This window comes from Aggregatilinea sp. (assembly GCF_036822615.1).
In the GTDB taxonomy this organism is placed as follows: domain Bacteria; phylum Chloroflexota; class Anaerolineae; order Aggregatilineales; family Aggregatilineaceae; genus Aggregatilinea.
In genome coordinates this window covers 1-26,320 of sequence record NZ_DAISHJ010000018.1, presented here as the reverse complement: position 1 = coordinate 26,320, position 26,320 = coordinate 1, and the positions used below count along the sequence as shown (strand labels likewise).

The 26,320-nt window shown below is 61.5% G+C and carries 18 protein-coding genes; 11 read left to right on the top strand and 7 right to left on the bottom strand.

The features are described 5' to 3' along the window. Positions 1-3: 3 nt before the first annotated feature. On the bottom strand, positions 4-891 hold the full coding sequence (locus V7116_RS08185; RefSeq protein ID WP_324391412.1) for an acyl-[acyl-carrier-protein] thioesterase: 888 nt from the start codon (positions 889-891) through the stop codon (positions 4-6). A 500-nt stretch (positions 892-1,391) separates the two neighbouring features. Here V7116_RS08185 and V7116_RS08180 point away from each other — a divergent pair, with 500 nt between their 5' ends. The 4 genes from V7116_RS08180 to V7116_RS08165 all read left to right on the top strand — a co-directional run bounded on the left by V7116_RS08180 (position 1,392) and on the right by V7116_RS08165 (position 7,361). Beyond that, complete coding sequence (locus V7116_RS08180; RefSeq protein WP_324391411.1) at positions 1,392-2,417, top strand: LacI family DNA-binding transcriptional regulator; 1,026 nt, start codon at positions 1,392-1,394, stop codon at positions 2,415-2,417. A gap of 16 nt (positions 2,418-2,433) precedes the next feature. After that, positions 2,434-4,008, top strand: a complete 1,575-nt coding sequence (locus V7116_RS08175) for a sugar ABC transporter ATP-binding protein (protein ID WP_442891798.1) — start codon at positions 2,434-2,436, stop codon at positions 4,006-4,008. A 12-nt stretch (positions 4,009-4,020) separates the two neighbouring features. Further along, complete coding sequence (locus V7116_RS08170; RefSeq protein ID WP_324391409.1) at positions 4,021-5,103, top strand: ABC transporter permease; 1,083 nt, start codon at positions 4,021-4,023, stop codon at positions 5,101-5,103. Positions 5,104-5,183: 80 nt separating this feature from the next. After that, a complete protein-coding gene (locus V7116_RS08165; protein ID WP_324391408.1) occupies positions 5,184-7,361 on the top strand; it encodes a substrate-binding domain-containing protein in 2,178 nt (725 codons plus the stop codon). Positions 7,362-7,444: 83 nt separating this feature from the next. Here the strand turns inward: V7116_RS08165 and V7116_RS08160 are convergent, their stop codons facing one another. Beyond that, positions 7,445-8,596: a TolB family protein gene (locus V7116_RS08160; RefSeq protein ID WP_324391407.1), complete on the bottom strand. Its 1,152-nt coding sequence runs from the start codon at positions 8,594-8,596 to the stop codon at positions 7,445-7,447. 273 nt (positions 8,597-8,869) lie between these two features. Between V7116_RS08160 and V7116_RS08155 the strand changes: the two genes are divergently transcribed. The 6 genes from V7116_RS08155 to V7116_RS08130 all read left to right on the top strand — a co-directional run bounded on the left by V7116_RS08155 (position 8,870) and on the right by V7116_RS08130 (position 16,287). Then, entirely contained in the window at positions 8,870-9,919 is a 1,050-nt protein-coding gene (locus V7116_RS08155; RefSeq protein ID WP_324391406.1) for a LacI family DNA-binding transcriptional regulator, read from the top strand. 154 nt (positions 9,920-10,073) lie between these two features. After that, complete coding sequence (locus V7116_RS08150; RefSeq protein WP_324391405.1) at positions 10,074-11,360, top strand: ABC transporter substrate-binding protein; 1,287 nt, start codon at positions 10,074-10,076, stop codon at positions 11,358-11,360. A gap of 94 nt (positions 11,361-11,454) precedes the next feature. Beyond that, positions 11,455-12,378 carry a carbohydrate ABC transporter permease gene (locus tag V7116_RS08145; RefSeq protein WP_324391404.1) on the top strand — a complete coding sequence of 308 codons (924 nt, stop codon included), beginning with the start codon at positions 11,455-11,457 and terminating at the stop codon, positions 12,376-12,378. Then, positions 12,368-13,231 carry a carbohydrate ABC transporter permease gene (locus tag V7116_RS08140; RefSeq protein ID WP_324391403.1) on the top strand — a complete coding sequence of 288 codons (864 nt, stop codon included), beginning with the start codon at positions 12,368-12,370 and terminating at the stop codon, positions 13,229-13,231. Before V7116_RS08145 ends, V7116_RS08140 begins: the two co-directional genes overlap by 11 nt. A gap of 37 nt (positions 13,232-13,268) precedes the next feature. After that, positions 13,269-14,894 (top strand): FAD-dependent oxidoreductase, encoded by a 1,626-nt coding sequence (locus tag V7116_RS08135; protein WP_324391402.1) that lies wholly within the window; start codon positions 13,269-13,271, stop codon positions 14,892-14,894. 862 nt (positions 14,895-15,756) lie between these two features. Beyond that, a complete protein-coding gene (locus tag V7116_RS08130) occupies positions 15,757-16,287 on the top strand; it encodes a hypothetical protein (protein ID WP_324391401.1) in 531 nt (176 codons plus the stop codon). Between the two features lie 82 nt (positions 16,288-16,369). Here V7116_RS08130 and nusG read toward each other — a convergent pair whose 3' ends face one another. From nusG to V7116_RS08110, 4 genes are all read right to left on the bottom strand, one after another. Beyond that, on the bottom strand, positions 16,370-16,891 hold the full coding sequence (gene nusG, locus V7116_RS08125; protein WP_324391400.1) for a transcription termination/antitermination protein NusG: 522 nt from the start codon (positions 16,889-16,891) through the stop codon (positions 16,370-16,372). 84 nt (positions 16,892-16,975) lie between these two features. Further along, positions 16,976-18,874: a polysaccharide biosynthesis protein gene (locus V7116_RS08120; protein ID WP_324391399.1), complete on the bottom strand. Its 1,899-nt coding sequence runs from the start codon at positions 18,872-18,874 to the stop codon at positions 16,976-16,978. A gap of 309 nt (positions 18,875-19,183) precedes the next feature. Then, positions 19,184-21,217 (bottom strand): DUF4012 domain-containing protein, encoded by a 2,034-nt coding sequence (locus tag V7116_RS08115; protein ID WP_324391398.1) that lies wholly within the window; start codon positions 21,215-21,217, stop codon positions 19,184-19,186. A gap of 18 nt (positions 21,218-21,235) precedes the next feature. Then, positions 21,236-22,909, bottom strand: a complete 1,674-nt coding sequence (locus V7116_RS08110) for a polysaccharide biosynthesis tyrosine autokinase (protein WP_324391397.1) — start codon at positions 22,907-22,909, stop codon at positions 21,236-21,238. A gap of 344 nt (positions 22,910-23,253) precedes the next feature. On the opposite strand from V7116_RS08110, the gene V7116_RS08105 reads away from it, so the two are divergent. Beyond that, positions 23,254-24,525, top strand: a complete 1,272-nt coding sequence (locus V7116_RS08105) for an SH3 domain-containing protein (protein WP_324391396.1) — start codon at positions 23,254-23,256, stop codon at positions 24,523-24,525. Positions 24,526-24,678: 153 nt separating this feature from the next. Here the strand turns inward: V7116_RS08105 and V7116_RS08100 are convergent, their stop codons facing one another. Continuing rightward, the gene (locus V7116_RS08100; protein WP_324391395.1) at positions 24,679-26,094 is read right to left on the bottom strand and encodes an L-fucose/L-arabinose isomerase family protein; all 1,416 of its coding nucleotides are present in this window, start codon (positions 26,092-26,094) and stop codon (positions 24,679-24,681) included. Positions 26,095-26,320 lie beyond the last annotated feature (226 nt).

Sequence of the window (26,320 nt, the reverse complement as noted above, 5' to 3'; positions counted from 1 at the left end):
GCCTTACCTGGCGATGCTGGCCGCGAAATCATCCTGGAAACTGGCAGGCACACGCATCGGCAGGCCGGTTTCCAGGTTGACGAACACCCACACCGTGCGCGCCTGCGTGATCAGCGCGCCGTCTGAGGCCCGCGTAATCAGGTAGTGGCGCGTGGCGCTGGTATGCCGCACGTTCGAGAGGTAGGTCGTGATCGCCAGCTCCTCGCCGCGCGGGGCCTGCTGGCGATACTCGATCTGGTGCCGCCGCGCGAAGATCGCAAAGCCCTCGCCGCGCATCCGCTCGATCGTCCAGCCAACCGACTCCGCCGCCAGGATGCCGCATTCCTCCATGTAGTTCAGGTACGCGGCGTTGTTGACGTGCTGCGCCGAATCGATGTCGCGCCATTCGACGCGGCGGTGCATGGTAAACGCGCCGGGGGGAGCGGGCAGGGCTTCGGGGAAGTGCTCGCGCGGCATCGTCTCCAGCCGCGTATCGTCGCCCACGCCCGGCGGCGCGAACGCCTCGACCATCTCCGGCGGTACGCCGATGGGCCGCGCGCTGCTGCGGTCCAGGTACACCCAGTCGGTGTTGGCCCGCGCCACGAGTTCGCCCGTCCCGGTATGGCGCATCTCGTAGAAACGGCGCGACCGCACGCGGCGGAAGTCCCCAACCCAGGTTGTGACCTCGACCTGATCGCCATACAGCAGCGGGCGCAGGTACTCGATATCGGTTTCACGGATCAGCCAGAACGTGCCCAGCGCGATGTAGCGCGCCTCGTCATAGCCGACCGTCGCAGAAGCATCCATTGCCGCTTCCTGCATATAGCGCAGGTAGTTGGCGTGATTGACGTGCCCGTACGCGTCGCACTCGTAATGGCGTACGCGGAAGACACGACGGTGCGTTAAAGGCATGGCTCTCCCTCGGAGTGACAGAGTTTGGCGTATTGTAACGCCAACAGGGCCGGATCGGGCGCATGCGGTACAGAAGGACCACAAAGCCGCCCCGTTACCGGCGCTCCCGTTCGCCGCCCGGAAGCAGTTTCTTGGAACGCCCGCGCAAATAAGCCGCTTGACATAACGCGATTAGTCGCTTTACAATGAAACTCAAGAAATCGTTCTCTCAAACACGTAAGATTTTATTCCCTCACCGACCGATCTAGTCGTAAACGTCAGCTAGAAACGAGAAATCGTTCCCAGGGTTTTGCAGCCCATTCCCGTTTCTCCAGGTCGTCCGCTCAGCCAGGTTCACGGGTCAGAACCGGGCATAGATCCATCATCTCGTTCGTTTCACAAAACCATATATCACGTCCGGCAGTCCTTAGAACACGTTTAAAACGTTCCGTTTCCTGTGCCCCTTGCGGCTGGATCGGAATGCCCTAAACAGTCATTAAGTGTTCCCAAGAGACTTTGCTATGTCGGCTCCCACCCTCAAGGATGTTGCGGAACATGCGCATGTATCACGGGCAACTGTGTCGCGCGTGCTGAACAACAACCCCAACGTCGCCAGCGACCTGCGCGATCGAGTCCTCGACGCGATTCAAACCCTGGGCTACCGCCCCAACCGCGCGGCGCGCCGGCTGCGGGGCAGCACCAGTGACGTGTTGGGCCTCATCATCTCGGACATCGAAAACCCGTTTTTTATCTCGGTCGTGCGCGGCGTCGAGGATGCGGCCTACCAGCAGCAGATGAGTGTGGTGCTGTGCAACTCCGACGAAGACTCGACCAAGCAGGCGATGTATCTGCGAGTCATGCAGGCCGAAAATGTCGCCGGGCTGATCATCTCCCCTACCCACGTCAACGAAAGCGCGGAACTGGCCGAACTGAGCGCGGCGGGCATGCCGATCGTGCTGCTCGACCGCTTCACCAAGCGGTTCGATGCCGACGCCGTGCTGGTCGATAACGTCGGCGGAGCCAGCACCGCCGTCAAACATCTGATCGACATCGGCTATACGCGCATCGCCACCATCGCCGGGTCGCCGCAGCTCACCACCGGGCAGGAGCGCCTCGAAGGCTACCGTAAGGCGCTGGAAAGCGCGGGCATCCCGTTCGAGCGCGCGCTGGTGCGGTCGGGCGACTTCAAGATCGAGAGCGGCTATCGCCTGATGCGCGACCTGCTGACCACCGCCTCCCCACCCGAAGCGGTGTTCGTCGCCAACAACCTGATGACGCTGGGCAGCCTGCGCGCCGCGCACGAACTGGGCGTGCGCATTCCCCACGACGTCGCCATCATCGGCTTCGACGATATGCCGTGGTCCGGGCAGTTATGCCCGCCGCTGACCGCCGTCGCACAGCCCACATATGAACTGGGCCAGGAAGCGGTCCGGCTGCTGCTGCGCAGGCGGGCTGACCCCGGCGCGTTTTATCACACGGTGGTTCTCCAGCCCCGTCTCGTCGTGCGCGAGTCGTGTGGCGCGGTTTTGCGCCAGGAGAGGAAATGAATTGGTAGAGCAACCGATGCACATGCAGGCCACTGCTGAGGCACATACCGCGCCGCCCATCCTCAGCATGCGCAGCATCACCAAACGTTTTCCGGGCGTTATCGCGCTCGACGGCGTGACGTTCGACGTCCACCCCGGCGAGGTGCACGCGCTGGTCGGTGAAAACGGCGCCGGCAAATCGACGCTGATGAACATCATGAGCGGCGTCTATACCGACTTTGAAGGCCAGATCGTGCTGAACGGCGAGACGGTTCACTTCCACAACCCGCGCGACGCGCAAAAAGCCGGGATCGTCATGATCCACCAGGAACTCAATCTCGTGCCGGAACTGACCGTCTACGAAAACATCTTCCTGGGCCGCGAGCATAAGTCGTTCGGCTCGATCATCAACCGGCGCAGCATGCGGCGCACCGCGCAAAAGCTGATGTTCGATCTCGGTCTGGACATCGACCCCAACCGCCCCATCAACCGTATGCGCGTGGGGCAGCGCCAGCTCGTGGAAATCGCCAAGGCGCTCAACCTGAACTCGCGCATCATCATCATGGACGAGCCGACCTCCGCCCTCAGCGACGCCGAGGTGGAATACCTGTTCAGCGTGATCCGCAATCTGCGCGCGCACGATGTCGGTGTCATCTACATCTCGCACCGCCTGGACGAAATTTTCTCCATTGCGGATCGCATCTCGGTCCTGCGCGACGGCAAAGTGGTGGGCACGTCAATGGCGAAAGACATCTCGCGCCAGGAGCTGATCAACAGCATGGTTGGCCGAAGCCTCGACGTGCTCTATCCGAAGGAAGCGGTCGAGTTGGGCGACACGATCCTCAAGGTGGATCACCTCAGCTTGCGCCAGGGCCGCACTCAGGTGCTGGACGACATTTCGCTGGAGGTGCGACGCGGGGAAATCGTCGGCGTAGCCGGGCTGATGGGCGCGGGCCGCACCCAACTGCTCGAAACGATCTTCGGTGTCTACCCGCACGGGCAGGCCAGCGGCACGGTCTGGTTCGACGGGCAGCAGCGCGACATCCGCACGCCCAAAGAAGCGATCGAACTGGGCATCGGTCTGATCGCGGAGGACCGGAAGGGCCAAAGCTTGGTGCTCGAACAGCCGGTCACTGAAAACGCGACGCTGGCCGCGCTGCGCGAGTTTTTCTATTTCCTCAACATCATCGATCACCGCGCCGAGCGCAAAGCCGTGACCGAGATCGTGGACGACCTCAACATCAAGACGCCCAGCATCCGCACGATGGTCGCCAACCTCAGCGGCGGCAACCAGCAAAAGGTCGTCATCGCCAAGTTTCTGCTGGCGAAGATCAAGCTGTTTTTGCTGGACGAACCGACGCGCGGCATCGACGTCGGCGCGAAAGCCGAGGTCTACCACTTGATTGGGGAACTGGCGCAGCAGGGCACGGGCTTTTTGCTGGTATCGAGCGAGCTGCCGGAACTGCTAGCCGTCTGCGACCGCATCCTGGTGCTGTGCAATGGGCGCCTGACGGGCGAATTTCCGCGCGGCAGCTTCGATCAGGCGGCCATTATGGAAGCCGCCACACGGTTTAATGACGCTGAGAATGGGCCATCTCAACAACAAGAATAGGGAAGAGAAGCGATGGGAACTGTCACCTCTACGCCCGCCACGCCAAGCGCCACGGATCAGGCGCGGCGCACGCTCAACCGGGTTTTAAGCTTCATTTTTCGCTTTCAAAGCTTTTTTGGACTGATCATCGTCTTCATTCTGGCGATCGTCTATTCGCCCGTGCGCAACGGCGACAACATTTTCATGAGCGAGCGCAACCTGAGCAACGTCGCGCGCGACGTCGCGGAAACGGGCATCCTGGCGACGGGGCAGCTCCTCGTGATCCTGATCGGCGGGATCGATCTGTCGGTCGGCTCGGTCGTGGCGCTGACCGCCACGGGGACGGCCTACCTGCTGATGCGCGAAGGCTCGCTCAGCCTGCCGCTGCTGGGCACGCTCGACGTCTCGCCTATGTCTGCCGAAATGGCGATCGGCGTGATCCTGGTCCTGGGCCTGATCATCGGCTGGTGGAATGGCTGGACCTCGGAGCGGTTTAAGATCCCCTCCTTCGTGACGACGCTCGCCATGCTCAGCATTGCGCGCGGGCTGGCGCACATCTGGTCCGACAACATCGCCGTGCCGATCTCGTACCGCGCGGGCGGGGCCGATCCGTCCTTCGAGATCCTGCGCGAACGGATCTACAACAACATCATCCCCGTACCGGCGATCATCATGTTTGCCGCCGCCTTCGTCATGGCGCTGGTGCTGCGCTACACGTCGTTTGGGCGGCACCTGTACGCCATCGGCGGCAACCAGACCGCGTCGCGCCTATCGGGTATCTCGGTCACGCGCATCAAGATCGCCGCCTTCATGTTATGCAGCTTCTTTGCGGCGATGGCGGGCATCGTGCACGCGGCGCAGCTCAACCAGGGCAGCCCCAACGAAGCCGTCGGCTACGAGCTGAACGCGATCGCGGCGGTCGTGATCGGCGGCGCGAGCCTGATGGGCGGCAAAGGCACGATCATCGGCGCGATCGCCGGGGCGTTCATCCTCGGCATCCTCGATAACATGCTCAGCCTGAACAACGTCGACAGCAATACCCAACTGGTCGTCAAGGGACTGCTCGTCCTTGGCGCAGTTGCCCTTCAACAGTTCCGCCCCCGTGATGTGGAGTAGCCTGGAAGGAGGACGCGCACCCGGTTCCAGTGCAGGCCAAAACGTCAGATCCGCTAAAAGAGTTTTTAGGAGCGAAACACATGAAAATCACCAAAATGATCGGTTTATGCATCGTCATCGCCGCTATTTTGCTTGCGCCGCAGGTCGCCCCCCAACGGACGGCGGCCCAGGACGGCGGCGGCTGGGTTCCCTACACGGACGATATGCTCGGCGGCGGGACGGTCAAGGAAGATGCCCGCGCCGAAGGTCCGCTCCCGGCGGATTGCCCCGTGCCTGAAGCGAAGGATCACTACGTGATCGGCATGTCGCAGGCCAATCGCGCCGAACCCTGGCGCGAGGCGATGGACAGCCAGATCGCCGCAGCCGCGGAAGATTATTCTGACATCGAGGTGATCTTCCAGGACGCCGCGCAGGACAACGCCGATCAGGTCAGCGACGTCGAAAACCTGCTGACGCAGGGCATCGACCTGCTGATCATCTCACCGAACGAAGCCGCCCCGCTGAACGAAATCGTGCGCGAAGCGTGGGAAAGCTGCGTGCCGGTGATCGTGCTCGATCGCAATCTGGTCGATCCCAACTACTCGATGTTCATCGGCGCGGACAACGTCGCCATCGGTCAGGCGGCAGGTGAATACGCGGCCAAGTGGTGCGCCGACAACGGCCACGATCCGTGCGAAATCGCGGAAATCCGTGGGCTGGAAGGCGCACCGCCTGCCAAGGACCGGGGTGACGGCTTCCGCATGGGCCTCGAAGCGCAGGGTATGGACCCCGACGCAACGATCATCTTCTCGCAGAATGCTGACTGGCTGCGCGAGCGCGCGGTCCCGGCTGCAGCAGCGGCCTTCCAGGCGTACCCTGAAGTCAACGTGCTCTACGGGCACAACGATCCGATGGCCGAGGGCGCGTACATCGCCGCGCAGGACGCGGGCGTGGACGTGAGCAGCATCCTGTTCGTCGGCATCGACGCGCTGCCCACACCGGATGGCGGCATCATGTCCGTGCTCGAAGGACGCCTCGGCGTGACGTTCGTCTATCCGACCGGTGGACGTCAGGCCATCGACTGGGCGCACCGCATCCTGGCCGATCACGTCAATCCGCCGCTGTGGGAAGTGCTGCCGTTCGATACCGTCTCGCCGGATAACGCGCAGGACGTGTGCAACGCCTTCAACTGCCCCAACGCCGAAACCGGAACGCCCGCCCCGACCGAAGAGGCTGGTGAGGCGATGGCCCCCGCCGCCGCGGAAGGCTGGACGATGTACACCGCCGATATAGTGGACGGCACGGTGCTCGAAGGCTGGGAATACCCGGCCAACGGCTCCCCGCTGCCCGATGGCTGCCCCGCGCCCGAGGCGAAGGATCACTACGTGATCGGCATGTCGCAGGCCAACCGCGCCGAACCCTGGCGTGAAGCGATGGACAGCCAGATCGCTGCCGCCGCTGAAGATTATCCCGACGTCGAGGTAATCTTCCAGGACGCCGCGCAGGACAACGCCGATCAGGTCAGCGACGTCGAGAACCTGCTGACGCAGGGCATCGACCTGCTGATCATCTCGCCCAACGAAGCCGCCCCGCTGAACGAAATCGTGCGCGAGGCGTGGGAAAGCTGCGTGCCGGTGATCGTGCTCGACCGCAACCTCGTCGATCCGAACTACTCGATGTTCATCGGCGCGGATAATGTCGCCATCGGCAAGGCGGCGGGCGAGTATGTCGCCAAGTGGTGCGCCGACAACGGCCACGATCCGTGCGAGATCGCGGAAATCCGTGGGCTGGAAGGCGCGCCGCCTGCCAAGGACCGCGGCGACGGCTTCCGCATGGGCCTCGAAGCGGGCGGTCTGGATCCTGATGCCGCGATCATCTTCTCGCAGAACGCCGACTGGCTGCGCGAGCGCGCCGTGCCAGCCGCCGCCGCTGCATTCCAGGCGTACCCTGAAGTCAACGTGCTCTACGGGCACAACGACCCGATGGCCGAAGGCGCGTACATCGCCGCGCAGGACGCGGGCGTGGACGTGAGCAGCATCCTGTTCGTCGGCATCGACGCGCTGCCCACACCGGACGGCGGCATCATGTCCGTGCTCGAAGGTCGCCTCGGCGTGACCTTCGTTTACCCGACTGGCGGGCGTCAGGCCATCGACTGGGCGCACCGCATCCTGGCCGATCACATCGTGCCGCCGCAGTGGGTGGTACTGCCGTTCGATACCGTCTCGCCGGATAACGCGCAGGACGTGTGCAACACCTTCAACTGCCCCAACGCGCAGTAACCCGCCTCACCGTTTGACGCAAAAAGAGAGGGTCGCCAGTTGTGCGGCCCTCTCCGTATTTCTATTCCCGGCGCGTACCAGAGTTACGGCATCACCCACATCACCGGACCCCACTGTGGCAAGGGCCGGTGATAGCGTCCCACCTCGATCTGCTCGTCAGCGGACTGCACGATCACCGTATCTTCGTAGTAGCCATTGGCCGGATTCAGCTCGTCGCGGCAGTACGCGGCCCACTGCCCGTCCCGTGAGATCCCGCACGGCACGGTCCGGCTGCCGAGATCCTGTGGAGACTGCCCCGGAAGCGCCAGCATCCACGTTTCGCCGGTGTAATAGAACTGCGCGCCGTCGGGCGCGTTCGGGCTCACCAACCGGGGAGCCTCGTCCAGCGCCTCGATCTCGCCCGTTTGCCAGTCCATCCGCCCCTTCCCGTACTGCGCGTCGAACAGGTAATCCTGATCGCCGTCCTGAAGCCAACTGGCGGAATAGACCCACGAGGGCGTAAAGTCATCGAGATCAGTTTGTGCCAGCACCTCACCCGACGCCGGATCGTAGACGCGCAGCTCGCGCGGATAATCCGCCTGCGGCAGTCCGATCCTCAGCGCAATGCCGGGACGCCCCCACGCCACACCGTAAAAGTCCAGCACAGCATTGTCTTCCGTGAGGGGAAACGACACCACGACGTGTTTGGTCCCACTCGCAAAGTCGTACGTTACGAGCTGCCCCGTGCCTATTGACTGATCCCCTGTGGCGGTGACGGTATCGAGTGCCAGCTCGAACCATGCAACCTGCTGGCCGTCCGGCGACCACGACAGGCCGGTGCGAAGGATATACCGTCCCGGCGCGTCGGGCCCGTCATAAACCGCGTCCGCGGGCTGATCCGCGATGCGGTAGGTTTCGCTGGTGGGGACATCGAGCACCCAGATATTTTCGGGATAATCAAACCCACCCGCGCCGTTGATCGTCTGGAGCCAGTCCACGAAGACCTGCGCCCCCGATTCATATGCCGCGCGGGTTCCATCGGGGGAGAGCAGAGGTGCCCGGTTCAATCCCCACGAGGTCAGCTGCGTCAGCGGTTGATCGGCCCCTTGCCACGACCACAGATCGCCGTCGATATGCAGCAGAAGCGGATCGTCAGGCGGCTGAGCCAGCACCACAGCCCGACCCGGTATTCCCGACAGCAGCAAGACCGACAGCAGCAGTCCTGCGATCCATGCATGACGCACTCGTTGTGCCATAAGATACCGACCCTTTCGCGCCATAGCGCCCGTCATGTTGATGCCATCCGCTAAGAAGCATTGTAAAGGGTAAGCCAGTTTAATAATAGTAAAATCGATATAATTTCTTGTTACGATTCTTGATCGTTCTCCACCGCTTGTGCCCACCGCGTACGGAGCAAATCTCGAGCAACTGCTTGACACGCATCAGGGTTTTGACTATTATGTTGGATAAAGCGCTTTATCACGCTGGTAATGACGTAAATCTTTGGTTATTTGGATTCCGACAGACTTATGCCACCCAAAAAACGCCCGCGTCTGGCCGATGTCGCAAAAATGGCCGGAGTTTCAGAAGCTACCGTCTCCGTGGTGCTCAACAACCGCGTGGGCGAAAGCGTGCGCGTCAGCGAGCAGACGCAGCAGCGCATCTGGGACGTGGTGCGCAAGCTGGGGTACGTCGCCAATCCCGTGGCGCGCAGCCTCGCCGGGGGACGCAACAATATTCTGGCGGTCTTCACCTTCGATCCGGTCTTCCCCATCGGCTACCGCAACTTCTACTACCCGTTCCTGGTCGGCATCGAAGAACAAGCCGCCAGCCTGGGCTATAACCTGCTGCTGGTCACCAGCGCCGACGATCTATCCGGCAAGCGGCACATCTACCGCGACGGCGTAAATACGCTTCAGGCGGCGGACGGCGCGCTGCTGCTGGGCTACGAGAACAAGGCCGAAGTCGTGCGCCTGCTGGACGAGGGCTTCCCGTTCGTGTTCGTAGGACGGCGCGAATCGCCCAACGACACGATCTCGTACGTCGCGTGCGACTACAAACAGGGAACCATCGACGTGATCGAGCACCTGGAATCCTACGGGCACCGGCGAATCGCCTACATGCAGAGCAGCAGCGAGACGGAATCCAGCCAGGATCGGCAGGCCGGTTACGTGGAAGCAGTCGAAGCCTCTCAGCAGACCATCGATCCCGCGCTGATCTGGAAGGGCGCGCCCCAGACGTTCACGCAGGCCGATTTTAAGCGACTGCTCGAAGCGGGCGTGACGGCTCTGGTGGCGGAAAACGACGAATGCGCCGAGCGCATCCTGACCCTGGCCGGGGCGCTGAAGCTTGACTGCCCGCGCGATTTTTCGCTGGCCGTGCTGGGCGATCCGCTCACGCCGACCGAAACCGATCACGCGTGGACCATGTTCAAAATTCCGCGCCGCGAAATGGGCAGCGAATCCGTGCGCCTGCTGCACCAGATCCTGACCGCACCCGATCAAACGCTCGAATTACCGCTGCGGCAGTCGCTGCCGTGCGAATTTAAACCGGGCAATTCCGTCGCGCCGCCTCCATAACCCATTGCGTGAGACTGGCGTTATAGCCTCGTGAAGTTTTTTTTGCCGGGTTGATAAAGCGATTTATCGCAGAAAGGAAACGCACCATATCCACCACGCCGTTAAGAAATCAGTCGCTTTTTTTCGAAAACATGTCTGGGAAAGGACTCTTGAAATGAAGAAGCTCGTCATCCTGGTTCTGCTCGCCGCCCTCATCCTGCCCGCGGCCAATTTCGCCGCCGCGCAGAGCGATGAGCCGGTTACCCTGCGCTTCACGTTCTGGATCGCGCTCGATCATCCGGCGGCGGTCGAAGTCTTCCAGCCGCTCGCGGACGCCTACATGGCCGAGCATCCCAACGTCACCATCGAATTCAGCTTTATCCCGTTTGCGGACTACGAAGAAACCATCGCCACGCAGCTTTCGGGCGACGAGCCGCCGGACGCCGGTTGGATCGTGGAAAAGTCCGGCCCGGCCTTCGAAGACGCGGGCGTGCTGCTCGACCTGTCCGAAACGCTGAAATCCGACGAAGCGTACAACTACGCCGACTTCTCCGAATCCGCGATGGGCCTGTGGACGGTTGATGACGCGGTGTACGGCATCCCGTTCTCCAACTCCCCCATCATCACCATCTTCAACAAGACCCTGTTCGATGAAGCGGGCCTCGATACCCCGGACGTGCTGAGCGCCAACGGCGAATGGACCTGGGAAGCACTCGCCAGCGCCGCCAAGACGATCAAGGACGAAACCGGCAAGGTTGGCTTCGTGGGCAACGACTCGTCGCTGTACCTGACCACCGGCCTCGAATGGGGCACGATCGTGCCGCTGCTGCGCGCCTACGGTGCGGATATGTTCACGCCCGATAACGTCTGCACGCTGAACTCTGAAGAAGCCGTCACCGCAATGACCCTGCTGCACAACATGATCTTCGTGGACCAGAGCGTGACCCCGCCCGGTTCCGAGACCGTGTTCTGGGGTGGCGAGGTCGGCGTGACCTTCGGGCAGCTCAGCCGCCTGAGCAACCTGGACGACGCCGAATTCGAGTGGGGCATCGCGCCCCTGCCCAGCGGTCCCGCCGGGGACGTCTCGGTGATCGGTCAGGCCGCCATCGTCGCCTTCAACGGCGCGAACAACAAGAATCAGGCCGCTGCCGCCGACTTCGTGAAGTACCTGACCACGCAGGAAGGCATCGGCATGCTGTCGAAGTACTTCCCGCCTGCGCGTCTGTCCGTGTTGGAATCGCCGGAATTCCTGGCGAGCAACCCGCGCGTCAGCGAAGAGGACATGCAGAACGTCGTCGCGGCGGCCATCGCCAACGGCAGCGTGCTGACCTCGCACAAGAACTTCCCGGAAATCGAGCTGATCGGCGCGACGGCGCTGGACATGCTGTGGTCGCCGGATGCGGACGTGGCAACCACGCTTGAGACGTACTGTCAGTTGATCGCGCCCTCCCTCGAAAAATAACTAAACGGTCGAAGGCGCTCGCTGCCCGGCGGCGAGCGCCCCTTTCCCCACCCTGAATACAGCACCCGGCCAGACGGATGAAGAGGACAGGCCAATGGTAGGTTCACGTGTGTTATCGGGAAAAGTCTCCAACAAGCTCACGCTGTCATGGCGCGACGCCCTGATGGGGTACGCCTTCGTCGCTCCGCAAATCCTCGGATTCCTGCTGCTGGTTCTGGGGCCGCTGGTCGCCGTCATCATCTTCAGCACGCAGGACCGCAACTTGCTCAGCGGCGCGGTGACGAACGTCGGGCTTGAAAATTACCGCTTCATGCTGAATGACGATCCGTTTTTCACCAAGGTGTTGGGCAACACGGTCGCCTTCTCCGCGGGACTGGTGCCGTTCAATCTGGCGCTGGCGCTGGTATTGGCCCTGCTGCTGACCCAGCCCGTGCCCGGCATCGTCATCTTCCGCACGCTGTTTTTCGCGCCGGTCATCACGTCCACGGTGGCGTGGGCGGTGGTGTGGCGCTTTTTGTTCCAGGGCGAGGCGGGCATCAATTCCTTCCTGGCGCTGATCGGCATCGACGGGCCGAACTGGCTGCGCGAGCCGCATTGGGCGATGGTCGCGGTCATTTTCGCCCAGGTGATCAAAAACGTCGGCCTGAACACGTTGATCTTCATGGCCGCGCTGCAGAATATCCCGAAGGACTACAGCGACGCCGCCAGTGTGGACGGCGCGAACCTGCTCCAGCGCGTGCGTCACATCACCATCCCGCTGCTGTCCCCGACGATCATGCTCGTGCTGATGCTGACCCTGATCGGCTCGCTGAAGGTGTTCGACCTGATCATGCTGATGACCAACGGCGGTCCGGCCAACGCGACCAACGTCCTCGTCTATTACATCTATTTCCGGGCGTTCCAGGTCTTCCAGACCGGCTACGCGAGCGCCCTGGCGTTGATTTTGTTCGGCGCGGCCCTGGTGATCACCATCGCGCAGTGGGTCGTGCGGCGGAGGCTCGTCTACAATGAGCGTTAATGTGCAGCGGCTGCACCTTTCGCAGCCCAAAACCAGGACACTGGCGATTTATGCCGCCCTGATCCTGCTGAGCGTACCGTTCGTATTCCCGTTCTGGTGGATGGTGACCAGCTCGTTCAAGTCCTATTCCGAGATCTTCGCCTACCCGCCGACGCTGCTGCCGCATACGTGGCATTTCGAGAACTACCAGCACGTCTTCGACCTTCAGCCGTTCGTGCGGCAGTACTGGAACAGCTTCTACATCGCCACCATGGTCACGCTGGGCACATTGTGCTTCTCGTCGCTGGCCGGGTACGCCTTCGCGCGCATCAATTTCCCCGGCAGCAGCCTGCTGTTCCTGATGCTGCTCAGCGCGATCATGATGCCGTCTGAAGTCACCATCATCCCGTTGTTCCACTACATTCAGGAATTGGGCCTCACCAACTCGCACATCCCGCTGATCATCCTGCCCATGTTCGCCGGGCCGGGCATCACGGCGGTGTTCATGACGCGCCAGTATTTTCTGGGACTGCCCACCGAACTGGAAGACGCCGCCTTTCTGGACGGCCTGACGCGCTGGGGCATCTACTGGCGCATCGCGCTGCCGCTGGCGCGCCCGATCCTTGTGGCGGTCGGCATTCTGACCTTCCTGGCAAGCTGGAACCTGTTCCTTGAGCCGCTGGTGCTGCTCAGCGATCAGGCCAAGTTCACGCTGCCGCTCGCGCTGCGCGGTTACACCGATCCCTACGGGCAGCCGCTGTGGGGCGAGCAGCTCGCCGCCACGACGCTCTCGGTCATCCCCATCCTGGCGATCTACGTCTTCGCGCAGCGCCAGGTGGTCGAAAGTTTTGCATTCTCAGGCACCAAGGGTTAAGTGACCCAGGGTTAATCGACACCTTCAAGGACACACGATGAAAGACACGCAGACAGATATCCTGATCGTCGGCGCAGGCATGGGCGGGACCGCCGCCGCGCTGGCGGCCCTCCGCCTGGGACGCCGGGTGATTTTGACCGAAGAAACGGACTGGATCGGGGGCCAGCTCACGGCGCAGATCGTACCGCCCGACGAAAACCCGTGGATCGACACGCACCACACCGGCTGCACGGCTAGCTACCGCCGCCTGCGCGACGGCATCCGCGACGTGTACCGCCGCAGCTACCCCATGCTGCCGGAGATCAAAGCGCGCCCGTTCCTGAACCCTGGCAGCGGCAACGTCAGCCCGCTGTGCCACGAGCCGCGCATCAGCGTTGCCATGCTGAACGAGATGATCCTGCCCTATCTCGCCAACGGACAGCTTACCCTGTGGCTGCGCACGATCCCGGTCGGTGCGGAGACGGACGGCGACACCGTGCGCGCCGTCACGCTCGAATCGCTGGAAACGGGCGAGCAGACCACTGTGCATACGCCGTATATCATCGACGCGACCGAGCTGGGCGACCTGCTGGAGCTGGCAGGCGTCGAGCACGTCATGGGCGCGGAGAGTCAGGCCGAGACCGGCGAGCCGCACGCCCTGGAAGGCAACGCCGATCCGATGGACCAGCAGTCGCACTCGTGGTGCTTTGCGCTGTCCTATTATCCCGGCGAGGATCACACCATCGACAAGCCGGAAGAATACGACTTCTGGCGGCAGTACAAGGCCGACTTCTGGCCGGACCGCATGTTAAGCTGGACGACGTCTGATCCCGAAACGCTCGCGCCGATCGTGCGCCCGATCTTCTCCGGCCCCACCGACGACGCGGCGGGCACGGACCTGTGGCACTACCGCCGCATCGCCTTCCGCAAGTTCTATCCCGCTGGTTTCCACCGCAGCGATATCGTGGTGGTCAACTGGCCGCAGCTCGATTACTGGTTGGGGCCGTTGGTCGGCGTCTCGGACGAGGAGCGACAGAAGAATCTGCGCGGTGCGCGCCAGCTCAGCCTGTCGCTGATGTACTGGATGCAGACCGAAGCGCCCACCCAGGACGGCGGCCAGGGCTACCCCGGCCTGCGCATGCGCGGCGACGTGACGGACACGCCGGACGGGTTAGCGAAATACCCCTACATCCGCGAGAGCCGCCGCATCAAGGCGGAGTTCACCGTGCTGGAGCAACACGTCGGCGTCGAGGCGCGGGGCAGTTTGCAGGGCGCGGAACAGTTCGCGGATACGGTCGGCATCGGCAGCTACCGCATCGACCTGCACCCCAGCTACCGCCGCAACTACGTGGACATCACCAACTGGCCCCACCAGATCCCGCTCGGCGCGCTCATCCCGCAGCGCGTCGAAAACCTGCTGCCGGGCAACAAAAACCTGGGCGTGACGCACATCACCAACGGTTGCTACCGCCTGCACCCGGTCGAGTGGACCATCGGCGAGGCCGCGGGCGCGCTGGCCGCGCACTGCCTGAACACGGGCCTCGTCCCGCGCCAGGTGCGCAACACGCCGCAACACCTCGCGGACTTCCAGGCGCTGCTGGTCGAGCAGCTCGGCTTCGTGCTGGAATGGCCCGAAGCGCTGCGCCTGACGCCGCGCGTCAAGTTCGACCCGATCGGCATCTAACGTAACTCTTTTCCCGATTCTCGACGCCCTTTCCGCCCAGCGGAGAGGGCGTTTTTTTGTGCCCTTACCCCGTCGCGCTGTCTGCCTCACCCCGGACGTATTTCAGTGTGAACAGGCCACCGCCCGCGCCCTGGTGCAGCACGGTGAAGCTGCCATCGGTTTCCACGTCCCGCCCTTTCCATATGCAGATTGTAAATAAGCAGCAAAAATTAAACTTTAATGCGCCTTTTAGGACGTTTAAATGGCTCCGGCATACATTAATAACGAAGATGAAAATCTTCGATACATCACATTCCCCCCAGATCGTGAGGCAAGACGTGAACAACCGAGGCTATAAGAAGCCAACCGCAGTCGCAGCAGAGTTGGCAGCATCAGGCAGTACGTTTCGTGTGAGCAGGGACAGCCGTGCGCGCGCCGCCGTCCTCATGGCCACGCCGGACCCGGAACTCGAAACGATGTTCGTCCCCTTGCCCGACTTTCTGGTGGAACGCACGCCTCTCATATGGCAGCGAGCGTTTGTTGTGGCCGCCCTGGTCACGCTGATACTCGTTGCAGTGGGCGCGTGGTGGTACGAAGGAATGTTCGGGTTAGTCGCCGCGGGAGCAGTAGACAGCAGTCTCCTCGTCTTAGTCGCAGCAAGTGGTGTCCAGGAAGACAGATAAGCAGCCCCAATTCCACACAGCTAAATAACACGCGGGCATCAGGCTAGCGCCTGTATCCCCGCGTCCTTGTGCGCCGCACGCACAAGGGTAGGCCGATCGCGCCCCACCGCCGCTCGGAACAGCACTGCGTCAGAGCCAAGCTGCCGCCAAGTTTCTATCCGCACGCCACCATCACAACCCAACTTGGAAGGATCACCCCTATGTTCCCGCTGCTCCCCACCTGCGCCGGTCCCGTCGTGCTACTTTTTGCACTGTGGCAGCCCAACACGCCCGCCAACTGGCAACTTCCCGTCGCGCAGACGGCTAACACCCTGGCCTACTACCGCGCTGGCGAACTCAATCCCGCGCCGGATGACATCGATCTCGACACGCTGCTTTCGCTTCAGTGGGACATCAAAGCCGATTGGAACTCGGTTGATGGCATCGTGCCGCCTAAGGGATCGCTGGGCATGCACTTCCCGCAGCTCGAAGTTGCGTACCAGTGCGGCAGCGTGTTCCGCTGGGTCTTCGTCGGTTCGACCGCGCTGCACGATGGGCACTACTGGGCGATGGTCTTCACCAGCGCAAACAGGGGAACAGACGGCCAGCCGCACTTCACCGACGCGCAGTGGTCCGGCGTCTTCCGGCTGAGCGACGAAGGCGCAGCCGCGCTGCTCCGGGGCAACCCGTATGGCGCACCGGAAGCATCCGAAAATCTTGTGGCAATGGGAACCACGCAGAGCAGTAGCTAAAACCCCTGTGCCCGCGGGAAACGGGATCGTGCGCGACAAGTCGGTATGCCAGCGCTGCACGATCCCTTATCTGCCGGGGGCACTATAAAATCTGGGAGCCGCGCTGCTTCTCGATGGCGTTGGCGTTCACTTCCACCCTCACCAATCGACCCAGCAGCGACAGCAGCACCTGAACCCGCTCCGACCCGTTCAGGCGCGCGTCAAAAATCGCGTCGTATCCGGCCAGTGGACCGCGCATGATGCGTACCGGATCGCCCTGCTTGAGATCGTTGAACAACAGGCCGCCCGCCGCGTCGATTTGCTCGACACGCCGCCGCAGTTGGTGAATGATGGGATCGGGCACGGTCGCCGGGTAATCATCGAAATGCACCAGCCCGATCGCACCCGGCAGCCATTGCAGCGCGGACATGCCCACTTCTTCGAGATCCGTATGTACGAACATGTACCGGGGGAAATAGGGGCGAATCTTCGCTGCGCGTGCCGTTGCGGGCTGCACGCGTAGAACCGGATAAAAAACTTCGAAGTCCTGTGCTTCAAGATAGGCACAGACCTGATTTTCCTTATGGGGCTTACTCTGGATTACATACCATGCCAGTGCGCTCATGTTTCCCCGCCTTCATTGCCAGCCACGATGTCAGCGTGATCTGTCCGGCCCACGCGCCTGGGACCTGACCCAACGATTCGATTCCTATTCTGCGATCAGCATCGACTCCGCCATGTGGATCACCGACTGCAAATCGCCCAGCACCTCGTCTTTCGAGTAAAAACCCACGTTCAGCAGCTTCTGAACCCGGTCCATAAACGCCACCGTCTCAAGGCCATTCTGTCGGTTGACAAGCTGCACAATACCGGGATGCACCGTTGATTGAAGATCCTCCTCCGACGAGTGCAGTTCCTCATGCAACTTTTCACCGGGTCGTATGCCCGTAAAGGTAATCGGAATGTCGACGTAGGGCCGCAGGCCGCGCATACGGATCATGCGCTCGGCCAGATCCACGATCCGCACGACTTCGCCCATCTTCAGCATGAACAGGTCGTCGCCCGTCGTCACGCACGCCGCCTGAATGACCAGATTCACGGCTTCGGGAATGCTCATGAAGTAGCGCGTCATCTCTTTGTCGGTGATCGTCACCGGACCGCCCGCTTCAATCTGGCGGTGGAAAATCGGCACCACGCTGCCACGGCTGCCCAGCACATTGCCAAAGCGTACCGCGGTGAACAGTGTGGAACGATTCCGCGCCGACAGGGCATGCATCAACAGTTCACAGACGCGCTTACTCGCGCCCATCACGCACGACGGGTTGACGGCCTTATCGGTCGAAATCAAGACAAAACGCTCCGCGCCATAGTCCTGCGCCAGCCGCGCGACGTGCAGCGTGCCGCCGATGTTGACGCGAATCGATTCGCGCGGATAAAGCTCCAGCATCGGCACGTGCTTGTATGCCGCCGCGTGAAAGACGACCTGGGGCCGGTAGGTTGCGAAGAGATGCTCCAGCGCGAGCTGGTCGGTGATATCCACCAGCGCCAGCGAGAGATCCTCGGGGTTTGTCTTCAAACTGAGTTCGGTAAAGAGGTCGTGCAGCCCGCTCTCGTTATTGTCGAGCAGGATCAACCGGGTGGGTTCGTAAGCCAGCATCTGGCGGCATAGTTCCGAGCCAATCGATCCCGCTGCGCCGGTCACCAGCACCACCTTATGCGAGACGTGCGCCGGATTCACGTTCGGGTGCCACGCTATCGTCTGGCGACCGAGCAGGTCCTCGGGCGAGATATCACGCAGCAGCGGCACGTGTTTGTTGGCGTTAATCGCCGCCAGCACATCCGGCACGAGCTTGATGCGGGCCTTCGTGCGCTCGCAGTGCGTCAGAATGTCTCGGAATTCCAGGCCGGAGATATTGTGAATGGCGACGATAATCAGATCGATATTGCGCGTCTCGACCAGACGGGCGATGTCATCGCGCGTGCCCAACACCTGACAGCCCTCGATGTACATCTTCTGCTTGGACGGATCATCGTCTACGAACCCGATAACTTTATAGGTACTGCCCGGCGCGCGGTGCTTCAAGCGCCACGCCGTGACCTGCCCGGCATCCCCTGCGCCGACGATCAGCACGCGTTCCGCCTGCTGGGGGAACTCCTGGTGCCAGATCGCGCGCCACCGCCATTCCGCGCCGCTGAGCAGGCGCGAGCGATAACGAACGGCCACGAAGCCCGCAAATGCAAGGCTGTGCCCCACCAGCACCACACTCAACGGAATGGGGCGTGGACGCAGCACGAAATCGATCAGCGCCAGCACCACGCCGGACGCCACCGACGCCCGAACCAGCACGATCACCTCATGCCCGCTCGTCCGTGACCACAGCCGGTGATACGCGCCCTGAAAGTAAAGTGCCAGCACTGTACCCACCGCGACGGTGGCAAAAAAGCTCAAAGCCCATGAAGTGTCGAGCGGTGTGGTCAGCGCGCGAACGGCATACGTCAGCGCATAAGCGCACGCCAGAATAATAAGGTCGGCTGAAAGAAGAGGAACGATGCGAATAAACTGCCCGGCTGTCCGGTGATACGTCGTCGTTTGTTGTGGCAACCCCATAAAATCCCCCCCGCTGCCTTCTAGCGCGATCCCCACAACCTCGCTGCCCGTTAGCGGTAACAATATCAGTCTATCTTACTTTCATATTCTACACAACTCTATAAATCATATTTTTATCATGAATTAAAATAACAGATATATATGTTCAATATGATGTGCCTTAAAAATCCTCAAGGGATTAATAATCACTCGTACGTGCGTTTGTTAATTGGACGGAATGGGATGAAAAGTGCTGCCGGGCATAGAGACGCTCGCCATGCCCACAATACCGGGCATAAAGTGCCCGTCAGGTCGATAGGTACCCAACCTCTAGGGCTGGGTGTAAATGACCTCAATCCACTGATCAGTCAACAGGTCAACACGAAACTCGATAATCGACTGATCTAGCTCGTAGTTGGCAGCAGGCTCGGGAGACATGCTGATCGGTTTCGCGCCCGGAGGCAGCGTAACTTGAACGTTCGCCAGTTCGCCAATGGTGCCGGGCTGCTTTTGCAGCAGCAGCTTATAGCGCCGGTAGGGACCCATCGTTTCGACCAGGACGGGCGTCGTATACGAGAACTGGTAGCGTTCACTCTGGTTATACTCGATCCGAACCAGTGAGGTAAATAGGGTATGAGTCGGGGTCGAGACGACCGTGGGGGCAGGATCAAGATTGTTCGTTTCCGTCAAAACACTTTGTGCCGGCACAAAAATCTGGAACAAATTGTTGTAGTTGATGTCGCTCCCATAGTGTGCGGGCCGCACTGCCGGATCTTGCTCGGCAACGCGCGCCGAAAAATCGTAGGCCACTGATGCACGGCCCTGCACCGTGCCGTCGGATAGGATCTGCACATCATACGTGATCTGGCGTGTCACCGAGTGGCTGGACTTGCTGCCCAGGTTTGCATCGGCCACCATCAGATAGTCGTGGCCCACGCCGTCGTCCTGCTCACCGCTCCACCCCAACAGCGACGCGGCCCGGTTCAGGTCTTCGTCGTTGAAGTACACCATAATGTGTTTTTCTTGCAGCGCGCGCAAAATGGACCCGCGCAGCGTCTGATTTTGTTCCTGGCTGGCATTCTGCCAGTCCGAAATGATCTGGCGGTAGAGCGCGGCGACAAACTGCTTGTGCTCGAGATCTCCCGCACCTTCCGCGCGGATGCGATAGACCGCTTCGCGGAAATTCTCCGGCGTCACCGTCTCGCGGTATTCCGGCACGGTCACGCTGCCGAGTCCTTCGAGCAGGTACTCGAACCCGACGATATCGATGCTGAGCACGCCATCGACAGGAGCTTCGGGGTTGTGCCCGTTGTCATAGTACCAGGACGCCATCGATGCGGTGGAGGGGAAATCGGCATACCAGCTTCCGTCCCAGGCCGCGTAAATCGGCTCGCCATACCGCAGCCACCAGTCCGGCACGCTGATCTCGCTCGCCATCGACGCCGGGGGCGGATTGGGGCTGGTGGTGGTCGTCGCGCTGTAGTTGTAATTGATCACGCGCCCGTTCCGCACGGTCATCCAGCCGTACGTGCTGATATAACCGCCCGAAGGCCGGATCTCGTCGCTGTTCTGCGACAGCACGAGGTACGTCCGCGTTTCTTCGGTGCCCAACGCAACCGTCAGCAAGTCCGGCGCTTGCAGCAGCATATCGTTCACTTGCACGAGGTAATCGTACTGCTGCCGCATGCCATCGACGGTGATCAACAAATCGGGCGATAACCTGTCCGGGTCGAGAGCAGCGAGCTGCTGCTGGGCCAGCGCGAGGTGATTTTGCGCGCTGATGAATCGCCCGCGCCCCAACGTCAACAGCTCGACAATACGTTCACCGGACGACAGTTGAGGCACGACCGCCTCGTCTTCTTCGCCTTGCGTCAGGAAGAAGAGCACCGGCTGCATACCGGTCAGCACGTCGTCGGCGGCCAGCGTCAGTTCCTGCGCAACGTCCAGGGACTCCATCGATCCGTGAAGATCCCCCGACAGCGGCGCGAAGGGGCGCAGGAAGATCGTCTGGCGGCGCGCGCTGGCAAGGCTGCGGTTCAGATCGTTCACGCCAAGCTGCAGGCGTTCGAAATCAGCCAGGGTGAGATCCGTCCCGGGCGTGTTGTTGACTGTACTGAGGACACGTTTGAGGCTGGACCACGAATCGTTGACCTGATTGCGGGCGTTGCTCGCCAACACCATACCGCTCATCACGAGCACGGCCACGATCGCCAGGAAGACGGCAGACAGGGCGCGCCAATTGAGCTTGCGGATCGGGCGTGTTATCCGGCGCAGAAAACGAAATCGGTGGTGGCGATGACGCCGGTGTGAACGCGTGCGCGTTGGCATAATATCTGGCGCTGTGGTCGAGTCCAGGTCTGCCATTCCCTATTTGCCGATCGTCTATTTGGACTGTTTCTGCCGCTCTTTCGGTGTCAGCTTGGGATCTTCATAATAATAGTACCCATAGCCGTATCCGTAGCCGCCGTGATTCTTGGGGCTGATGGCGTTCAGGACGACGCCCTTGATATTGATGCCAAGCTGCACGAACTGGTCTTTCGCGCGCAGCACCGCCGCCCGGCGAGATTGGCCCGCCTCGATCACCAGCACCACCGACGCGTCCACCGCCGAGCACAGCACCGAGCTGTCGGCAACGACCAGGGCCGGAGGGGTATCGAACAGGATCACGTCAACGTTAGCCGACGAGCGAAATTCCTGCACCCAGCGCTTCATGACCGCCGATCCGAGCACTTCGGTGGGGTTCAGCGGGATGTACCCGCTGGTGATCACGCGCAGGCCGGGAATTTCCGTATTCTGCAAGCACGATTTGAGGTCGGGATCGAGGCCGCGACCGCCGTTCATGTGCGCACCGCTCGGCTCTGCCGACAGCAGCGTAGACAGGCCGCAACTGTTATCCAGCCCAAACAGTTCGTGCACGCGTGGGCGACGCAGGTCGGCATCCACCAGCAGGACGCGCCACCCGGCCATCGCCATCGTCACGGCCAGATTCGACGCCGTGACACTTTTACCTTCCGACGGCCCCGGGCTGGTGACGACCAGCACATCCTTTGCTTTCGTCGCGTGCCCGTTAGAGGCGAACATCAGGTTGGTGCGCAGCGTCCGGTATTCCTCCGAAACGTGCGATCCTGGCTCATTGAACGTGATCAGCCGCTGTTGGTAGGTATCGCGCTGCTTGCCAAAGCGCGTGATCGCCGCCAGAACGGGCAGTTCCAGCATTTGCACGGCTTCTTCCGTCGTCTTGATGGTGTCATCCAGGTACTCGATCAGCAGCGCAATACCGCCCGCCAGTGCAATGCCCACCATCGCGCCCAACAGTGTGGTGGAAATCACACTCGCGCCCGTGGGGCTGGTGGGGATGCGCGCACGCTCCACGATATCCAGCGAATTCGTGCGGCGCTGGAGCGTCGTGATCGTGCTGGAAAAGTTCGCAATCGTCGCGGACTTCTCGTTGATCTGGCTGGTTAGCGTGTTACGCTGCTCCGTCAGGCGGTCGATTTCGGTCGGATCGGTTTCAGACGCCAACTGCGCGTCGATGTCGGTGAGCTGCAAGCGCGCCTGCTGAAGCTCCTGATTCAGCCGCTCGATTTCCGTCGTCGCCAGATCGAGCTGCTGCTGCTGGTCGGGCGTCAGGTTGCTGGGGCTGTTCAGAATCAACTGCTGCGCCAGTTCGTTCGCCATATCGGCGGCCAGCACCGGATCGGTGTAGGTGATGGTGAGTTCCAACAGCGACGTATCGGGGATGACGCGTGTGCTCAGTACGCTCCGCAGCTCGGCGGCGGTCACGGGGAAATCGCCCGCTTCGACCGTCGCTTCAAGCACGTCGTAGGTCGTCGCCAACACCGCGTAAGTTTGCGCCAGCTCAACACCGGTACGGATCTCGGACGAATCAGGATTCGGGGCTTCGATGAAGTTACCAACGGAGATCGTCACGTGGGACTGGTACTGCTTCGCCTGTTGGCTGCGAAATAAAAACGCTGCGCCTCCGGCCAAAAAAGCGCCGAGCAGCAGCAGCCAAAACCACTTGCGAACCAACTGAATATAAGCAATGAGTTCCATGCACCGTCTCTAATTCATGCTGAGAGAGCGTCGCAGCCGATTATCAAGATCCCCAGAGAGGCTTGAAGTAATACGGAGAGCTTCACCCACGTTTAAATTTCACCCCAGGTTTGGCCCATTCTGAAAACACCGGCCAGTCACCGTATTCACCCCGTTTAAACTCATTGTACTTGGCACACCAAAGCTGCGCAAACCAGGGGATGTAAAAACCGATAAATTAATTGTCAAGATTACTAAATTGAACCACCCGAATGTTGCATACGGGGAAACTAGTGTATAGTGGTAATGTCATCCACCTTGCAGCGCAAGGTTCTCGTGGGTGGGGAATTAAGGAGTTACGAAAAATGCGTACCATTCATATCATACTGGTGATTGCACTTATTGCAATCGGACTCGGCCCGTCCGTTCATCCCGCCCTGGCGCAAGGCGATGAGGACACCAACACGTGCACCCAAATGGTGCAGCAAGTTTTGACCGATCTGGGAACCAACTGCGCAGACATCGGCCCCAACAGCGCTTGTTACGCCAACAAGCAGGTCAGCCGCATGTTCATGGACGAGACCATCGAGGATGACATCTTCACGGAACCCGGCGACCAGATCGATCTGACCTCACTCGCAACGATTTCGACCTCACCGTTTAATCTCGAAGAAAAAGAGTGGGGCCTGACCGTTGTCAGCACTCGCGCCAACATCCATAATGCCCTTGACGACGAAGTGACCTACATCCTGTTCGGGGATGTCGAAGTCGAGAGCCGGGTCCAGCCCGAAGACGCGCTCCAGCCGGTCGAGCCCATCACCGCAACCACCATCACAAACGTGGACGTTTACCGCGAGCCTGACGCCACCTCGGAACTGTTGGGGACGGTTCTGGAAGGCGCGGAAGTCCAGGTGGATGCCGTCAGCCCGGACGGTGACTGGGGACGGATCCTCTACAACGACGAAGTGCTGAACTACGCAGCCTGGATTCAAAACGTGGCGCTCGACGCATCGGTGGATCTCGACGGGCTGCCCGTCATCGACGAAGACAACTTCGCGCCGATGCAGGACATCCTGCTGCGCAACGGCTACGACGCGCCGGAATGCTCGGAAGCCATCGCCCCCATGATGCTCATTCAGGCCCCCGAGAACACGCAGGTCGATCTGCGCATCAATGGCATCGACATGCGCCTGGAATCCAGCGTGCTGCTGCGCATCCTCACGCCCGGCGACCGGATCGAAGCCATTACGCTGGACGGGCTGCTCTATCTGTTCCCGGGCCGCGACCGTCAGGTGATCGTGCCGCCGGGCCACCGCTCGGTGGGCTGCTTGAGCCGCCCGGGAAATTACGGCGGTCTCGACGGCATCGACAACGACCGGATCAATTCGTGCCCCTTTGGCCCGCCCGATCCGCTCACCGAAGCCAACCTGCAAATTCTGGTGTTCCTGAACCTGCTGCCGATCAATATTCTGCACTACCGCATCATCATTCCCATCGTTATCACCGGATCGGGCATCGGGACCGTCATCATCACTATCATTCTGCCGCCTTTGTCCCTGGCCCCGGCGTGCCGTCTGTGCAACCAGGGGAACCTGCCGGATAACATCTGCCAGCGCTTCCGCTGCCCGACGCCCTGACCTGACGCGTACACAATCACTTCCCCGGCCACCGACCGGGGAAGTGTCTTTTTTACGCGCCGCATAACCTGACCGCACCGCCAGCGTTTAAAAACACACCAGGGTGAAGCATGCCCCCCACCCTGGCGTTTTCCGCTCCCGGATTACCGGAACTTACCCTTCGTGATGGTACACATCCCAGCCGAAGTAGATTTCGAACGCCTCGGCCAGCACGTCCGCCGAGTGTGATGCGTTCATCGCGGCGTGATGCTCGAACCCGTTGCGGCACACGTACTGCATCAGCTTTTGCAGGCCGGGCACTTCGACCACGGCGCGGCTGCCGAACGTGTCCAGCGGATCGTCCACATACTGCCCGTCGCCCACGTAAGTGCGGATGCGCCCATGCGTGTCGTCGGTGGTCAGGCGCGCATAGCTGAACGGGCCGGACGGCGTGCGCCCCGCGACCGTGCCATACGTGTTTTCCGTGCCCAGTGTCGTCGCCAAAATTTCGGCGTTCGCCATCTGCACGTCACCGAAGAAGCTCTTGGCCCAGTTGCCGCAGTGGAACAGCACGCACTTGTCGGGATCGTCGGCGTAGTTGTTGTTCCAATCCACCAGCGCGCTCGGCTGCCCCGACGCGAGCTGGAGCGCGTACATCGACACCGTGCCGGTGATGTCCACCTCGCACGCGCTGGGCATCAGGCCCTCGCTCATCATGCTCATCACCGTGCAGACGTTCACGCCGTAATTCTGCTGGATCGAGTTCCAGCACTGGATCGCCGTCGCGTCGAGGTCGTTTGCCGCCATCCAGTCGCCAATCACCACCGCGAGCTTGGCCTGCCGCACGACCGCTTCCGACGGCACGCCGCCCGTCGGCACGTAGGCGCGGATCGCGTCCAGGCGTTCCTGCACGCGGGCGTCGTCATTGGCGAGCTTGCCCGCCCAGCCGAACACCTCGGACAGATCCAGCGTCGTGACGCTGATGCCGCTCGCTTGCAGCAGTTTTTCGCTGAAGCGCGTCGTGTTGAAGTTGCCGGGCCGCGCGCCGATCGCGCCCAGGCGCGCCGTGCGCAGGCCGTTGACCACGCGGCACACCGACACGAACTTCTTCAGGTCGCGGCGGAACGAGTCGCTGTTGGGGCGGATCGTATGGCGTTCGGTCAGGCTGAACGGATAGCCGTACTGCACGAGGTTGTTGCACACCGAAATCTTGCCGCAGTACGCATCGCGGCGGCGCTCCACCGTGAACTGGCCGAGGTCGTCCGGGTACGCCTGGACGAGAATCGGCACGTTCAGGCCAGAGAGCTTGATCGTGTCCGCCACGCCGCGCTCGTCACCGAAGTTCGGCAGCGTCACCAGCACGCCGTCGATCTCCTCGCGGTGCTGGCGGAACAGCGCCGCGCATTCCTTGGCGTGCTCCCACGTCTCGACCGCGCCCAGCTTGGTTGCGTTTTCGTTCAGGATCACCGGCTCGATGTCCATCTCCGCGAACAGGGCGAGGATGTCCTGCCGCCCTTCCGTCACGAGACGATCTGGGAAAAAATCGCGGTTGCCGACGATCACAGCCAAACACATTTTGCCGTTCTTCATGCCTGTCAATCCTTTCAAGGAGGGGTTTGAAGTGTCTTTAGCTCACAAATTCCACCTGGAATAAATCAGTCCGTCCTAGTGCAGCGCGTGGCTGATCGCTTTCACCGCCGGGTACACCTCGCGGTACAGCGCGTACCGCTCCGAGTAGCGCGCGTGCCGGTCTGCGTCCGGCGCGACGTGGTGATCGAACCGCACGGAAGCGTCCGCCGCCGCGCGCACGTCCGCG